General features: G+C 45.7%; 14 protein-coding genes. 6 read left to right on the forward strand and 8 right to left on the reverse strand.

Annotated features, from left to right (window positions below):
* Window positions 1–106: 106 nt before the first annotated feature.
* Together pdeM and GVO63_RS12535 are read right to left on the reverse strand one after the other, a co-directional pair.
* Window positions 107–811 carry a ligase-associated DNA damage response endonuclease PdeM gene (gene pdeM, locus GVO63_RS12530; RefSeq protein ID WP_159580289.1) on the reverse strand — a complete coding sequence of 235 codons (705 nt, stop codon included), beginning with the start codon at window positions 809–811 and terminating at the stop codon, window positions 107–109.
* A 158-nt stretch (window positions 812–969) separates the two neighbouring features.
* Window positions 970–3,576, reverse strand: a complete 2,607-nt coding sequence (locus GVO63_RS12535) for a ligase-associated DNA damage response DEXH box helicase (RefSeq protein ID WP_159580291.1) — start codon at window positions 3,574–3,576, stop codon at window positions 970–972.
* Window positions 3,577–3,801: 225 nt separating this feature from the next.
* Between GVO63_RS12535 and GVO63_RS12540 the strand changes: the two genes are divergently transcribed.
* On the forward strand, window positions 3,802–4,980 hold the full coding sequence (locus GVO63_RS12540; RefSeq protein ID WP_159580293.1) for a DUF418 domain-containing protein: 1,179 nt from the start codon (window positions 3,802–3,804) through the stop codon (window positions 4,978–4,980).
* Window positions 4,981–5,047: 67 nt separating this feature from the next.
* On the opposite strand, the gene GVO63_RS12545 is transcribed toward GVO63_RS12540, so the two are convergent.
* Entirely contained in the window at window positions 5,048–5,863 is an 816-nt protein-coding gene (locus GVO63_RS12545) for a putative porin (RefSeq protein WP_159580295.1), read from the reverse strand.
* Between the two features lie 259 nt (window positions 5,864–6,122).
* On the opposite strand from GVO63_RS12545, the gene GVO63_RS12550 reads away from it, so the two are divergent.
* The 3 genes from GVO63_RS12550 to yeiP all read left to right on the forward strand — a co-directional run bounded on the left by GVO63_RS12550 (window position 6,123) and on the right by yeiP (window position 9,654).
* Window positions 6,123–7,139 (forward strand): ligase-associated DNA damage response exonuclease, encoded by a 1,017-nt coding sequence (locus GVO63_RS12550; protein ID WP_159494986.1) that lies wholly within the window; start codon window positions 6,123–6,125, stop codon window positions 7,137–7,139.
* A complete protein-coding gene (locus GVO63_RS12555; RefSeq protein ID WP_159580297.1) occupies window positions 7,139–8,809 on the forward strand; it encodes a cisplatin damage response ATP-dependent DNA ligase in 1,671 nt (556 codons plus the stop codon). Before GVO63_RS12550 ends, GVO63_RS12555 begins: the two co-directional genes overlap by 1 nt.
* A 269-nt stretch (window positions 8,810–9,078) precedes the next feature.
* Complete coding sequence (gene yeiP, locus GVO63_RS12560) at window positions 9,079–9,654, forward strand: elongation factor P-like protein YeiP (RefSeq protein WP_159494984.1); 576 nt, start codon at window positions 9,079–9,081, stop codon at window positions 9,652–9,654.
* Between the two features lie 131 nt (window positions 9,655–9,785).
* Here yeiP and GVO63_RS12565 read toward each other — a convergent pair whose 3' ends face one another.
* Window positions 9,786–10,754, reverse strand: coding sequence for a carbohydrate kinase (locus GVO63_RS12565; RefSeq protein WP_159494058.1), 969 nt, complete (start codon window positions 10,752–10,754; stop codon window positions 9,786–9,788).
* A 284-nt stretch (window positions 10,755–11,038) separates the two neighbouring features.
* On the opposite strand from GVO63_RS12565, the gene GVO63_RS12570 reads away from it, so the two are divergent.
* Together GVO63_RS12570 and GVO63_RS12575 are read left to right on the forward strand one after the other, a co-directional pair.
* Complete coding sequence (locus GVO63_RS12570; protein ID WP_159580299.1) at window positions 11,039–12,205, forward strand: ROK family transcriptional regulator; 1,167 nt, start codon at window positions 11,039–11,041, stop codon at window positions 12,203–12,205.
* A 70-nt stretch (window positions 12,206–12,275) separates the two neighbouring features.
* A complete protein-coding gene (locus GVO63_RS12575) occupies window positions 12,276–12,371 on the forward strand; it encodes a homocysteine S-methyltransferase family protein (RefSeq protein WP_236552135.1) in 96 nt (31 codons plus the stop codon).
* 121 nt (window positions 12,372–12,492) lie between these two features.
* On the opposite strand, the gene GVO63_RS12580 is transcribed toward GVO63_RS12575, so the two are convergent.
* From GVO63_RS12580 to GVO63_RS12595, 4 genes are all read right to left on the reverse strand, one after another.
* Complete coding sequence (locus GVO63_RS12580) at window positions 12,493–13,152, reverse strand: glutathione S-transferase family protein (protein WP_159494056.1); 660 nt, start codon at window positions 13,150–13,152, stop codon at window positions 12,493–12,495.
* Window positions 13,152–13,760: a glutathione S-transferase family protein gene (locus tag GVO63_RS12585; RefSeq protein ID WP_159580301.1), complete on the reverse strand. Its 609-nt coding sequence runs from the start codon at window positions 13,758–13,760 to the stop codon at window positions 13,152–13,154. The genes GVO63_RS12580 and GVO63_RS12585 overlap by 1 nt, the downstream gene beginning before the upstream one ends.
* Window positions 13,761–13,970: 210 nt before the next feature.
* Entirely contained in the window at window positions 13,971–14,876 is a 906-nt protein-coding gene (locus tag GVO63_RS12590; protein WP_236552136.1) for a lipase secretion chaperone, read from the reverse strand.
* 87 nt (window positions 14,877–14,963) lie between these two features.
* On the reverse strand, window positions 14,964–15,938 hold the full coding sequence (locus GVO63_RS12595) for a triacylglycerol lipase (RefSeq protein ID WP_159494053.1): 975 nt from the start codon (window positions 15,936–15,938) through the stop codon (window positions 14,964–14,966).
* Window positions 15,939–16,063: the final 125 nt, after the last annotated feature.

A 16,063-nucleotide genomic window follows, 5' to 3' on the forward strand; every position in this document is an offset into this window, starting at 1 on the left:
GGGTCAGTGTACATTTTCCGAGACAAATCTATGTCACAGAATGTACTCTGACCCCCTTTTTTGATTCTACCGCAGTGGAAATGTACTCTGACCCCATTTTGGTAATTCATACTTTAAATATAATGTTGTCGTAGAGCATGAATACCTGTCTTGAGCGTTTAGGCAGAAGCGTTAGCATCACCTCTTCATCTATATCCAGACCGCCAGTGAACTGACCAAAGGCAGGCATCACAAAAACGTTTTCGTTATTGGTAAAGCATTTGCCTGAATATCGGCGGCGGGTGATGGTTGTGCGCTTTTTGGGGTGATAATGGCCAATAACCTGGGCACGAGTTTCGTCCGCTTCAGCTTCGTGCCTGAACACCATGTTATCTAACGTTATTTCATAGCAGGGCGTGCCGGGAATACCGTCGGGTAAGTCAGGATCATGATTACCTTCTACCCACATCCATTCGTCCACTTTATTTACGAGGCTACATAGATGCTGACGGTCATGGATAGTCATACGCGACATACTGTGTTTGTCATGAAAACTGTCACCTAAGCTTATTACTCGTTTAGGCCGATAATCATCAATAATGCTTTCTAGGCGCGTTAACGTAGCAGTGGAATCTAAACTCGGCAACGGGTTCGCATAGCTGCGTAGATAGCTACCTTTCTCTAAATGAAGATCAGAAACGATAAGCCAATCGCATGCGGGTAAGTAGGCCACGCCACGGGCGTCTAATAGCCACAAATAGTCTGCATACTTTGTAATAGTGATTTGGCGCCGGCTTACTTTTTCGGTCAGCCAAACATCGCTTAGTGCCAAATTTTCCTCTTTTATTTTCGTTTGTGAGTGTCTATTAGCGGGATACTTTGCTCTATTGCAGTTCGTGCTGACCACTCTTGTTAGTTGAGTAAAGTGTCAGGCGTAAAGTACATCGCTAAAATATGAAAGCGCAGTTTACAGATTGTGCGATCCCCAAATTATTCAACGCTAGCCCCTGACAGCAATGCACGCACTTCGTCTAGCATGGTTTCAGCTTCAGCGTATAAATTGGCTTGCTCAATGATAGCCTGTGCACCTGCCCCTTTCACTTGTTCACTGCGTACATCAAGTACAATAGGTATGGCCATGGGCGACGGTTTTTCAAGATTAACCAACGTGGTTGAGTCTACATAGCGAATAAGTAAATTGGCAAGGCGGCGCAGGTCAAGCAGTTCTCGCTCTGCGTCAGCCCGCGCTACTTTAAGTAAAATATGGTCGCGGTCATGTTCGCGCAACGTATCGTAGATAAGATCAGTAGAGAACGTGACCTGCTTCATGGTTTTTTGACTGGCGTGGTAACGTTGTTCAGTGAGTCCACTCACCACCGCAACCTGCCTGAACGAGCGCTTGAGCATAGGCGCCTGCAACATCCAATCTTCCAACTCGTCCCCTAAAATGTCCGGCTGAAATAACTGCTGCAACTGCTTTTGAGTAATGACATTAACTGATGCCACCGACAAACCATAATCCGTCACACTGAAGCTTAAAGGCTTAACACCCATTTTTTCCATTCGTCGGGTTAACAGCATACCCAACGTCTGATTTGCTTTGCGACCGTCGAACGTGTAATACAAGGTATAGTAGGCTTGTCTAAACGGAAATTGCTCCACCAGCACATTATCTGGGCGAGGCAATTGAGAGAAAGCTTGCTGAAGCTTAAGCCACTCTTGCACCTGTGCGGGTAAGGCTTTCCATGACTTTTGTGTTGCCAGAATTTCGCGCACACCGTCAGCCAAATAAGTAGACAACGGCATTTGTCCACCAGCATAGCTTGGTATTTTTGGCTCTTTGGCTTTGGCCGGCTTTGCGTGAAGCTGCATGTCTCGAATAGCCTCAAATCGCAACACTTCTCCTGCAAAATAAAAGGTATCTCCAGGAGTTAATTGCTGGGCAAAATACTCTTCAACCTCGCCAATGATCGTGCCTTGGTTTCCTCTTCGAATACGTTTCACTTTAAGACGACCAGCTTCAACGATTGTGCCGATGTTTTGTCTGTGTCTTTGAATAACTCGGCGGTTAGCTGGGGAGAACGTACCATCATCATTTCTTGTCAGACGCTGGTATCGTTCATACGCATTAAGTGCAGTGCCGCCGTCTTGTGTAAACTGCCACAGCTTATCGAAATCATCTCTGTCCAAACCTTGATAAGGCGTGGCAGTCAGTATCTCTTGGTACAAGCTATCGGGGCTATCAGCCTTACTGCATAAGCAATTCAATATAAATTGGGGAATGATGTCTAAGGCACCTGGCTGTGGGCTTTCTCCATCTAACTCACCTTTTTCAATCGAAGTGATTGCCGCTTGACACTCAAGCGCTTCAAAACGGTTTGCTGGTACTAATAACGCTTCACTCGGCTCGTCAAGTCTGTGGTTCGCACGCCCTATACGCTGCAACAATCGACTCACACCTTTTGGGGCGCCTACTTGAATAACCTTATCCACGTCCCCCCAGTCAATACCTAACTCCAAGGCCGACGTACATACAATGGCCCGCAACATGCCGCTTGCCATCATGGCTTCGGTTTTGCGACGCTGCTCTTTGCTTAAACTACCGTGATAAAGGGCAATAGGAAGGGCTGCTTTATTTGCCTCCCATAGCATTTGAAACAACAGTTCGGACTGAGCCCGCGTATTCACAAAAACCAACGTGGTTTTGGCATTTTCAATAGCCTGGTAGATATCATCAATAGCGTAGCGAGCCATAAAACCGCCAAAGGGCATGCGCGCTTTAGAATGCAGCATTTCAACTTTAGGCTTTTCACCGGCTTTCACTTTTATAATATTGGCGACACCGTCACTGCCAGCCAGCCACGCGCCTAGTGTTTCGGGAAATGCCACGGTGGCTGATAAGCCAATACGCTTACAATGTGGTGATAAAACGCTTAACCGTGCAAGGGCTAGCGAAAGAAAGTCGCCGCGTTTATTTGCCGTTAAGCTGTGGGTTTCATCGATGATCACACGTTTGAGCTTGCCAAACAGCTTATCGGCATCGGCGTAGCTTAACATCAGCATAAGCGATTCAGGGGTGGTAAGCAGGATATTAGGCGGCTTCTTTCGTTGACGCTGACGCTTATGCGAGGGCGTATCGCCAGTGCGTGTTTCTGCCGTAATAGGCAACCCCATCTCTTCAATGGGCTGTAACAAATTACGATGTATATCTTGCGTCAGTGCTTTCAATGGCGATATGTAAAGGGTGTGCAGGCCGTTAAATCCGCCCTTTTTTTTCTCGCTCGTACTTCTGTCGCTGCCAGCCTTTTTTTTAGGTTGCTCACGAACTTCAGTCGTTTCGGCAAGCTCCCTGTTTCCAAATGTCTCGGCAAGCTCTCTGTTTCCAAATGTCTCGGCAAGCTCTCTGTTTTCGAATGTCTCGGCAAGCTCGACTAAGCTAGGCAAAAAACCAGACAAGGTTTTGCCCGCGCCGGTTGGCGCAATTAATAATGTGCAGTCATGCTGATCTTTCTCCACCAGCATGGTGTGTTGGTAATCGCGTAACTGCCAGCCTTTTTGTTCAAACCAACGGGCAAAGACTGAGGGAAGTGAAGTCATTGACGGTTCTTGTAATTACTTTAAGCACTTATACGGCAAAACCGGGGTTAGGTTTACTCATTACGCCTTACGATAGATGCACAATGCAATCAGCCTCCGCGCGTTTAATGTTTAGATACATTTTTCACTTCGACCTTATGCATTTCTTTAGCGTAAACTTCAGCGCAGAGTTGTCGACCTTCTTATGCTGTACGAACTTAGCAGTTTTTCTTACAAGGACCGTAAATGCGAATTCATTCAATAGACGCCGTTAGAGGCTTAGCCATTCTTGGCATCCTGTTCATGAACATTACGTTCCACCAAAACGGCTACGCAAACTATGCGTTTTTTGAAGAACCGCTGTTATCAGACACCGTTATTTCACTTTTTAACACGCTGTTCTTAGATGGGCGATTTCGTTCTCTTTTCTGCCTGCTGTTTGGTGCAGGTCTGGCAATTCAATTTGATGCCTGTGAAAAGCGCGGACGCAACTTTCTAGATTTCTCAAAAGCCAGACTTAAATGGCTGCTTGTATTTGGGCTACTGCATGGCGTATTTATTTTTAGCGGCGACATCTTGCTGTATTACAGCCTTTGCGCTTTTTTTATTCTAAAACATTTCACGCTTTCTCAGGATGAACTCAAAAAAAAGAGTATTAATTACCTTATTGTGGGAAGTGCAATCATGGTCGTAGGTGGGCTCGTCATGGCGTTTATTTACAACATGGGGGCTGAATTACCAACACGACCCAGTGAAACATTCAACGGAGAAGCGGCCGTGTGGCAAAGTGGCTATATAACGCAGCTTGGTATTCAAGCATCGTTTATGCTTTCTACCGTTATTGTCGCGCCTTTTACTATGCTATGGCAGTCCATGGGGCTTATGATGTTTGGAGCATACTTGTATAGAGCAGGCTTTTTCGATCACGGCTTCTCGTCACTGGCATTTAAGAAGTTAGTATTGGTGGCTATCGTCACTTCCATCATCACTGCACTTGTGCAAATCTTATTCGAACAGGTGACATTAGATGTGGTTCCCATTTTCACGAGTGTTCCAGCGATTTTCTGCGCTTTGGTATATGCCCACATATTGATAAACATAAAACGAACTGGGGCGTGGTGGTATCAGTCGCTTGTAAACTGCGGCAAAGTTGCGTTCACGCTCTATCTGACCCAATCGATAGTACTAGCAGTGCTCTTCCGCATCCTCATGCCGGCTTATTTTCCAGGTTTTATCTATAACGTGACGTTGCTTGATTTGCTTCTCATCACCATTGCGTTCACCGCAGTACAAGTTATTTTAGCGAACGTCATTACTAAGCACTTCAACCAAGGTCCCTTTGAAGCCCTGTGGCGAAAAATGTATTTGCGCAGTTTTCATAAAAAGCAAAAATTGACACATGATGAGGTCGAGAAGTACACCTAACACGATGCCGCCTACATTTTGAAAACTGCGCCTATACTAAACGGAGTACATTCAGCTAAATAGCGTATTAGAATCTGAACGTCCCTAACAGGGTAGCCGAACCCAACTGGCTTTCATCCGTATCATAGCCTAACCCAAATTCGATAGATGAATGCGGGTTAAACCAATATTGGGTACCCAGTTCAATCACGTTATCCGAGCCGATTACTTCATTGCTTTCATGCAGGTATGTCACACCTACGCTCCAATCGGGGCGAAAATAATAATCTGCATCAAGCTCAACTGAAAATTCGCCATCAAACTGTGTCGCTTTTAATTTGGTGTCCCAACCTGGAGAAAACTGACCAGAACGCTGCCCAAAGCTCGTGTATCGTGCAAACACACTGTAGCTAAATTCTGAGTCAGAACGTTCTTCCCTGATGCCAGCGTCAATAGAACTAAAATACGCTTCATTCAAGTGAAAATACTCTATACCAAGGCCGTATTCCCAATGCGGGTTGGCGAAGGTAGACACCTCTACGGCGTAGCGATTTAACGTTTCTTCAAAATATCTATTGTCGTTAGTTACACGCCCATAACGCCCTCGTACTACCAGCGCATCTGAGTAAAACCACTCGCCTCGCACATTTACGCTGTCGATATTGTCAATACCGAAATAATCTACAGAAACATTGTTAGTTCGCTGGAGATAAGGGCTGATGGACCATGGTTGCTGGTTAATATTTACTGACTCGAAATAGTAGCGATAACTCGCACCGATAAAGTTGTCATCTGCATCGCGGACATCAGAAAAACCTAACGCAATTTCATGTTGAATATCAGTGGACTGGGCGATAGCAGGAAAGGTAGAAATAGCGAGCAAACACGCGCTTAAACGCAACATAGAGCAATATCCTTATTCGTGGCGAGCATCCAAAAAAGCTCACGTTTTTTAGTAGGCCTAACGGTAAATGAGAAAATCATTCATTGCAATATGTGAAGCGGCGACGACATATTTTGTGACAATTTCAGACGCTAACCTAATACCATATATGGTGTAAAAACGAACTAGGGAAAAATTGACTTTCGAACGTCAAGTGGTCGTTTTTGGGGATTGATTACGTAGTAACAAGCATTCATGAGTTTGGCAGGAAATATGAGTAGTGCACCCATCGACGTGGTTAAAAGCTGACGATACCGGCCTTTATTGCGAGCCCGGTGAGTTTTACATTGACCCCATGCATGAGGTAGCAACCGCGCTTGTTACCCATGGACATGCAGACCATGCCCGCGCAGGCCATCACAATGTGTATGCCAGCAAAGAGACATTAGCAATTATGCAAACCCGATATGGCGAAAATATGGCTACTCACCAGTACGCTGTAACGCTTGGTAAAACCGTCGCTTTTAATGAGGTAAAAGCGACGTTTTATCCTGCAGGCCATATTCTCGGATCTACACAAATTCTCATTGAATATGCTGGCTACCGCGTTGTGGTTTCTGGCGACTATAAACGCCGTCACGACCCCACCTGCCCACCATTTGAAGTTGTTCCTTGCGATGTGTTGATTACCGAAGCCACCTTTGGGCTTCCTGTATTTAGACACCCTCCAATAGAGCACGAAATAGAAAAGCTGCTTCACTCATTACGGGTCTTTCCACAGCGGTGTCATTTGGTAGGTGCCTACGCACTGGGCAAGTGCCAGCGGGTTATTCTGGCGCTGCGTGAAGCCGGTTACACCAAGCCAATTTATTTACACGGGGCGCAGCTAAAGCTTTGTCATTTATATGAGCAGTTAGGCATAGACTTAGGTGAGTTAATTCCCGTGTCGGATGTTGCGGATAAAAAAACGCTAGCCGGTGAAATAGTCATTGCGCCCCCTTCGGCATTGGCCGATAGGTGGTCAAGAAGCTTGCCTAATGTGCGCCCTGTGATGGCGTCTGGATGGATGCAAATTCGCGCCCGAGCCAAGCAGAAAAACGCTGAATTACCCCTCATTATTTCGGACCATTGCGACTGGCCAGAGCTAATTCAAACCATTGAAGAAGTAAACCCGAAAGAAGTATGGGTAACCCATGGCCGAGAAGACGCCTTGATGTATCAGGCAGAAAAAATGGGGTTTAAAGCAAGAGCATTGTCTCTTGTGGGTTACGACGAAGAAGATCAAGGAGGCAACTAATGGAGGCATTCAGTAGCTTGCTTGAACAACTTTATTACACGTCTGGAACAAAGGCTAAGGCTCAACTCATTGCTAATTACATCGCTAACACACCAGACCCAGACCGTGGCTGGGCCATTGCCGCTATGGCTGGCACCCTTCGCTTCGACTTTTTTAAGCGCAACACGGTAAAAAATCTGATTACTGAACACACCGACCCTGAACTTTTCGCGATGAGCTACGACTATGTGGGTGAGGTTAGCGAAACCGTAGCGCATTTATGGCCATACAGCGAACCCACAGACTCACTGCCAAGCCTTACGGAGGTGGTTGAAACCTTTAGTTCGGTGAGTAAAAACAAGGTATCCGAAACACTAGCAAACTACTTAACGATAATGACACCTGCCCAGCGCTGGGCGCTATTAAAGCTTGGCACGCGGGGGTTGCGCATAGGAGTGTCCGCTCGTTCTATTAAGCAGATACTGGCCGATTATGGCAATAAAGATGTCAAAGAAATTGAGACGCTGTGGCATGCGGTGACGCCACCTTATACCGAGATGCTTGCTTGGCTAGAAGGCGATGCCGACAAACCTGACATTGAAAATGCGGTGACCTTTCACCCCGTGATGCTTTCGCATCCTATTGAGGACAGCGATATTGATGCTTTCGAGGACAACACATGGCAAATTGAAAATAAGTACGACGGCATTCGTGTGCAGCTTGCTGTTAAATCGGAGCGGTCTGCGACTAAAAAAACCGCTAATAAAAATGCCAGTCAGTCTTCGGATGAGGATACGCCAGATAGAGCGCTCTTCTCGCGCACAGGAGATGACATTAGCCATTCTTTTCCCGACTTACTTGATACGGTTGACGGGAATATGGTGCTAGACGGTGAGTTACTGGTAATTCATAACCTTGAAGGTGGCGCTAATAACGCCACTTCCTCACAGCCGGATGTCGACACCTTTAATGCACTGCAGCAACGCCTCAACAAAAAAAAGCCGAGCAAAGCGCTGCAGGCGTCTTTACCTGTTGGGCTTATCGTTTACGACGCCTTAGTGCTAGATGGCAAAGATTTAACTGAAAAAACGTTGAAGGAACGTCGCCACGCGCTAAATAAGTGGTTTCAACACAATAAAAGCGAACGCTTATTTTTATCGGAAACCCTATCGGCAACCTCCCCTGAAAGCCTCCGAGAACTTCACGCTCACGTTTGCCAGAATCGCGCGGTTGAAGGGTTGATGTTAAAACGCTTGGAGAGTAAATACATTCCCGGTCGCCCCAAAGGCCAATGGTTTAAGTGGAAACGCGATCCGCTCGTTGTCGATGCTGTGATGATGTACGCGCAGCGTGGGCATGGTAAGCGCTCTAGCTTTTATTCCGATTACACCTTTGGCGCTTGGGAAGACAACCAACTACTGCCCATTGGAAAAGCGTATTCCGGCTTCACTGACGAAGAGCTCAAGAAGCTGGATAACTGGGTAAGACGCAATGCTGTGGGGCGTTTCGGACCAGTACGAGAAGTAAAAAAAGAACTCGTTTTGGAGGTGGCTTTTGACGCTGTGCACCCTTCATCAAGGCACAAATCAGGTGTGGCACTGCGCTTCCCTCGAATTCACCGAATTCGTTGGGACAAGCCTGCTGACGAGGCGGACACGTTAGCTAACGTAAAAGCATTAATAGAAAGCTAATACCAGTTCGCATAAATCATTACCCACTCAGTGAGACTTAAAATGCTCATAATCGCGGCGTGTTACCGCGGGTACAGTGGTTCTACATCAAGGTGACACAACAAAGAGTACGGACATTTTAAACCCGGCCTACGGGAAGGCAATGATTTATGCGGATTAATGGTATAAGCCATCAAAAAGCTTCCTAACCAATCCAAAATGGCAGAGAATAAAGTGAGTTATAACGTCAGGCTTGTAGTCTGAATAATACAAAACAATAGGAAGTCGCCATGCCCAAGGCTAGTGAAATTAAAAAGAATAACACCGTGGTATTTGACGGAAAAACCTGCATTGTTCGCGATATTGAACGCTCTGTTCCGCAAGGACGTGCAGGTGGCAGTATTTATCGCATGCGTATGTACGACGTGGTAACAGGTGCAAAATACGACGAGACATTCAAAGACTCAGATACATTGGATATGGCAGACCTTACCCGTCGTCCAGCAATGTTTTCTTACATTGACGGCGATGAGTACGTATTTATGGATAAGGAAGACTACACGCCCTATCACCTCAATAAAGGCAGCATAGAAAACGAGGCCTTATTTATTAATGAAGAAACCGACGGAATTCAGGTTGTTATTGTAAGCGAAGTACCTGTAGCGCTTGACCTGCCTATGAGTGTTGAGCTTGAAGTGGTTGAAACCGACCCTTCAATTAAAGGCGCGTCTGCAACATCACGTACAAAACCGGCCACACTTTCAACGGGATTAGTCGTACAAGTACCTGAGTACATCAGCACGGGTGAATGGATCAAGGTCAACACCGAAGAACGCAAATTCCAAAGCAGAGCCGATAAGCACTAAGCTTATTGAAACAGATTAGTTCGCTAGCCTGTCGCTGAATGGGTAATTATCTATGCGGACTGGTATTACTAAGAATAAAAAAGGGTTCGCTTTGAACCCTTTCTTAATTTTGCTAAAGCCAAGCAGCTCGCTTATTTAGCGATATGTTCCTGAGTAGGTAGCGCACTGAATGCACCGTATTGCGTGACTGTGTACGCACCACAACGAATAGCAAACTCAGTGGCTTCACTTACATTCTCAAAGTTTTCTGCCCACGCATCGAACTCATCGGCATTTTTCACCTTGGTTGAAAGGAAATAAAGGAAGCCGCCAATGAAAGAATCGCCCGCTGCTGTGGTGTCTTTCACATCCATTTTGGGTGATGCTAATGTGCCGCTAAACGACTGAGTGATGTAGTGAATTGGCTCGCCGCCATCGGTAACCAGTACGACTTTCACACCGCTGTCTAACCACTGCTGTACTTTTGTATCAGCGTTTTCTTCGCCATAAAGCTCAGCAAGTTCTTCACGGCTCGCTTTTAAAATAGAGACTTTCTTCGCCGCTTCGTCAATGCGTGCTGGTGCGTTGGCAGTATCGTCCCAAAACGCCGGGCGATAGTTGATGTCTAAGCACACCATCATACCGTTTGCCTTCGCCTTATTTAGAATAAACTCGGTGCCAGGAATAAGTTCAGGGCCAGAAATAGAGCCAGAGCAGAAATGAAGAACCGTATTTTTGTCACAATCGATGGTAGACAAATCTTGCTCTGAAATGTGCTTATGTGCGGCATTATCGACATAAAAGTCAAAAGAGCGCTCGCCATCTTCATCTAAATTTACAAAAGCTAAAGCAGTATTGCCTTCTTGTGTTGTCCACACAAAGTCGGTGTTTACTTTATAGTGCTCCAACATTTCTTTTAGAAATGCACCAAAAGTGTCATCGCCTACCTTTGACACCATCGCACTCTCGCCACCTAATTGAGCTACGGCAACAGCAACATTTGCAGGCGCCCCACCCGCGTAGGGCTGAAATGGTTTCATTGCTGGTATGTTGCCATCTCTGGGCGCTGCGCCTTGGCTTAGCATATCGATAAGCACTTCACCTAAACATAAAATTTTCATACCAGCCTCGCTTAACAAAGTTCAAAAGAGATGTTATTGCTTGTGCAAATAACACAAGGTTAACGAATCGTTAAATAATTGGGGCATAGTATTGTCGAAAGATGCATTTAAATCAACCTAATTGATTTAACATTTTTCAAAAGAATTGTAGGATATGTCTACATCGTTTTAGATTTAGAAAAAAATCTATTTCTGAACAACAAGCTACATTGATTCTTAAATTTGATACACGGCTGGCTTGTCATTAAACTCTAGTTTCTTTTAATGGATAGATTGTAAGTACATTGAATATTGAACCGGCTTTACACCTGCCATCCCAAAAAACGCCTTTACTCCTTGATGATCGGTCAACGAACGAACGAGATATCCTCACACTCATTCGCCGGCGTATCGCCTTACCCAAGGCTGAAATCGCTCAACTGACGGGTTTGTCGGCACAGTCCGCTACTGTCATCATAAAAAAGCTAGAGGCCGATGGTTTGGTCAAACGCTTAGAGCCGATTAAAGGCGGTGTAGGACAGCCAAAAGTTCCATTCGGGCTCAATGCAAATGGTGCATTTGGCATCGGATTGAAAGTGGGACGCCGCAGCTTCGATATGACGCTTATTGACTTAAAGGGCAATGTCAAAGCGACACTCCACGAAAAGTCTGACTACCCTACTGTGAGCAATTTATTGAATTTTGCAAAGCGAGCTTTCAATGTTCTCATGAAAAATCTTAATACCTCTCAACAAAGCCTAGTGAGAGGGTTAGGCGTGGCTATGCCATTTGAGATTTGGAGCTGGGCTGAAGAAGCGGGTGCTCCGAAAGAAGTATTAGAAGAGTGGAAAGAGTTTGATCCTCAAAACGCTCTTGAACAGCGCTTAAACTTACCGGTATTCATAAAAAATGACGCGGGCGCGGCATGCAGCGCGGAAATGTCTTTCGGCAACCCGCAACGCTACGAGAGTTTTTTATATATTTTCGTAGGTACTTTTTTAGGTGGTGGGCTGGTATTAGATAACCAACTGGTAAATGGAAAAACCGGCAATGCTGGCGCCATAGGCTCTTTGCCATTTGGCAGCGATCAGCGCCAGCTAATTACCCAATCTTCGCTCTATTTACTAGAGCGGGCACTCACTGACGCAGGACAAAACGGCAAACATATTTATGAATCGCCATCGCACTGGTCTTGCGACAAGCAGGTGATAGATAACTGGGTAAATGACACTGCCAAAGGTTTAGCATTTGCGACACAATGCGCAATGAGTTTATTGGATTTAGACGGCGTAATTATTGATGGTGCGATGCCTGACGACGTCAAACATTCACTTGTTGAGCGAACTCAAAAGGCAATGCAGGGTTTGGATATGCGAGGCCTTACAGAGATAGGGCTAAGCGCAGGTGTTGTCGGCAGAAAAGCGCAATCTATAGGAAGTGCACATTTAGCGCTACAAGCTAATTATTTCTAACCGCCTAATATCGTAAAAACTTTGGTGGCAAGCAGTATGAAACAACATCGACGCGACATTCTCATTTTAGATGGCGGCAGGAGCCAGTATTGTTGGAGGCTGTTGCGGCATAGGCCCTGAACATATTAAAGCCATTAATGATGCCGTTAACGAGGAACAAGAGTAACGCCCGCGAAGAGCGTTGGTATTATTGGGCAATGTCCCACGCCTTTGAATTAACCGCCAAACAAGTTACTTACGTCGGCATAATAATGACTTAAACAAATTCGTAAGCATTATTTCAAGTGCTATTTCGTGACCACGTTCTTGGCGCCCTTAAGTAGCGCCTCTTTATCAATTTTATTCGGGACTTCCACACCACGTCGTGCTGCGGGCCTCGCTTCAATATTGTTCTTCCAACGAATGAGATTGTCCAAGCCTTCAATGCTAACGCCAGACCATTCGTAAGTGCGCACCCAACACCAGTTAGCCATATCTGCAATACTGTAGTCATCGACCAAATATTCGTGATTTTCTAACCTCCCATCCAGCACGGTGAACAGGCGCCGCACTTCGTTTTGGTAGCGAGCTATCGCTACTGGGATCTTTTCCTCTAGGTACCGATGAAACACGTTGGCTTGGCCCATCATGGGGCCTATACCACCCATCTGAAACATTAGCCACTGAATGACCTGGCTTTTTCGTTTAGCATCGCTAGGCAGAAACATACCGCTCTTCTCAGCGAGATAAATCATGATAGCGCCAGACTCAAAAACAACGTGACCGTCGGCTTCTCTATCAACAATAACAGGGATACGGCCGTTCGGGTTCATTGCCAAAAATTCAGGGGTCTTCTGCTCGCCCTTCATTAAGTTGACTGCATGGGCTGTATATTCTAAGCCCATTTCTTCCAACGCTACCGACGCCTTCCAGCCATTGGGTGTTGCCGCTGTATATAAATCTATCATCAGGCTTTTGCACTCGCTCTGTTACTGACTGCCTCATACCAGCGTGCTAAGTTAACATGCTCTTCGGACATGCGAATGTTAACAACACGCGCAAAATCCATAGCGCATAACGCAGTTATGTCTGCAATAGAAAAAGCATCTCCGGCTATGTATTCTTTCACACCAAGTCGGCGCTCAAGTATGTTGAGATACTTAGACGCATTAATGCCGGCTTCTTTGCCATATTCAGGAACGGGCGTCATACGATCTTTAAAGTACCCTGTCGTATGTTGAAAGCACATGCCAACTTGCATCATGAACGCAAGCTCTACTTGTCGCTGCCACATCGATATCGTCGCTTTTTCAATAGGGGTAGTGCCCATTAGTGGCGGCTCTGGTTGCAACGCTTCAAAGTAAGTGCAAATAGCATCGGTTTCGGCAATACACGTGCCGTCATCAAGTTCTAAGATAGGAATTTTTCCTAACGGGTTTTTAGCACGCATTTCTGCACTTAAGTTCTCCCCTTTTTGAATGTCGACTTGAATATAGTCAACATCAATGCCCTTCTCGGCTAAAAACATGCGTACTCGGCGTGGGTTAGGCGCGGTCTTCGTTTCGTAGATTTTCATAGTGATATAATCAGCCTCGCGAAAAAACGGTGGAAATTTCGATGGAAATAAACGTAGAAACAACAGTGTAAAGTCAGGAACAAAAGCTAGATTAATAATAGTCCCACACGCTTTCAAATCACTTCGTATAGCGGTGGTACTATTCAGCGCTTTTATGGTCCTACCATATGGTTGTCCGTTTAATACGACGTATTAAACATACTCACGTTGTCAACGGCCGGTGAGAACGTGAAGACGTTTAACTTCGTTGGCGGTGAAATGCTGCTCTTGATACGCTAACAGCGCCTGTTCAATTGCAGCGTGTGACAGCCCTTGTTGGATTAGCTCGTCTCTGAAGCGCTTGTATTTTTCTACGTTTTCCTGCCACTGAGCTTGTTGCTCCCACGTTTTGGAAAAGCGCTCTGCCACTTCTGGGCCAAATTCCGCGGCTACAGCATTGAAGCGGTCATTGATATTATTATGCGTCTGCTTGATTTCATTGATGCGTTGCATATTTAACGTTGGTTGAAACGCTTCGCGTTCAGTCCGCCCTGCAGCCTTAATCGATTCCATGATCAGGCTTTTTCTCTCTTCTCTAGAGAGTGCGCTTTCCTGAGCAATGTTTAATCGTTCCAGCGCAGCCTCGTCGACTTGTGCCTCTCGACTGAATAAGTAGTGATATTCGTTGTCGGTGAAATATTTACGCCTTATTTGCTCTCGCTCATCTAGCTTGTAAGTGATATCTCGTAAACTGTGCGTGGACAGTTCGACCTCTAACTCGCCAGTTGATAACGCCACTTTATAATCAACGTATCGAGAAAATAAGTCTGCTGCCATAACGTGAGAATCGCCAGCATATATGGTTTTTGCATGCGTTGCATAGGCAAGCTTAACGACCTCAGGTTGTTCAGAAGTACGTTCAAATATAAAGCGGTCGAAGATGTCTTTAGTGGAGTAGTTCAATATAAAAACGTCTAAACCGGTGCCGGCTAGGTCGGCGATGCTTTGAGCGCTATTCGGGCTTTCATTACGTTTTGTGTACGCCCGCTGACCGTCGAATTTGCTTTTTTCCTGAAGGTTATTGTTCACGTTCTGGACAGGCACGTCGGCTTCAAGCACCCTTGTGTCGTCGTTCACATGCAACTTAAAAGAAATACTTAAAACAAGGAGGACGAAAAGCCCTCCTAGCAGTTTAACGCGCCAGTGCAATGTAACTAACCCCCTCTAAAGGCCGAGGCCTTTGAGCCTGTTCGCCTGGCGAACAAACACGTCTACAGGGTTGGTTTCAAACCAATGAGTTATGCCAAAGCTCTGATTAACTTCATCGAGATGGTTCATTTTATAGTTGTCTTTAAGCACCTTACCTAAATGTGAGCTACACGTTGATACCAGCCCGTCGTTTGGCTCTTTAAACGCAGTGCCAGTGATGGCTAAAAAGGGATCGACAACATCAAGCGCATTGGTAAAAGTTTGTCCTCCACTCCATGAAAAATAGTAAACGCCATTTTCAGCGAGCATCTTTCCGTCGTTACGACAGTATGCTGTGGGCATTCCCTCTGGATATTTTTTATTAAAGGCCACTGAACCCGCCGTTGAAAGCGAGTTCAAGGCAGCGATCGAGTCGGTAGGCTTATCTCTTGGATCTGAACCTGAAGCAATTTCGATAATGTTGGCAAATGCATCAACAACCAGGCCCGTCGCACCTTCACCGACAGAGCCTTCTGAAAAAGCGTCCCGTAGTTGGTCCGCTACCTTGCTTCCCCAATTTACCCCTGCCACTGAGCTTACCGACGCAACTTTTTCTGGCGCAACACTGGCAGCATATCGGGCAGTTGGTCCACCGTGACTATGACCGATTAAGTTTACTTTTTCAGCTCCCGACAATGCCAAAACTTCATCGATGTAAGCAAGAAGCTGTTCGCCGCGCACTTCCGTGGAGTTAGCAGGTGAAACTTCTGCGATATACACGACAGCACCATTTCTACTGAGTTTATGCGGCACTTTATAAAAGTAATCCACAAACAGAATGTCCTCAAAACCAAATAGGCCATGAACAAGTACAATCGGGTGCTTAGTTTTCGCGTAGGTGCTTGCATGTGCATGTCCTGAAAAGCCAAAGGCTAAGCAGAACAAGGTAAGTATAGCCACGAGCGTGCGCTTTCTTATTTGCATTAACAGTGTGTTATTACTTGGTGTCATCGAGTGTGCCCCATAATTATGGTAAAAATCTGGTCTGTGGTCAGACCTTTGTTATAATTATGTAAACACAATGTGAAGATCAAGTATTCATTCTAAGTTTTAATGCATCGCCTCCATGAATCAGC

Source organism: Alteromonas sp. KUL106 (assembly GCF_009811415.1).
Lineage (GTDB): Bacteria > Pseudomonadota > Gammaproteobacteria > Enterobacterales > Alteromonadaceae > Alteromonas.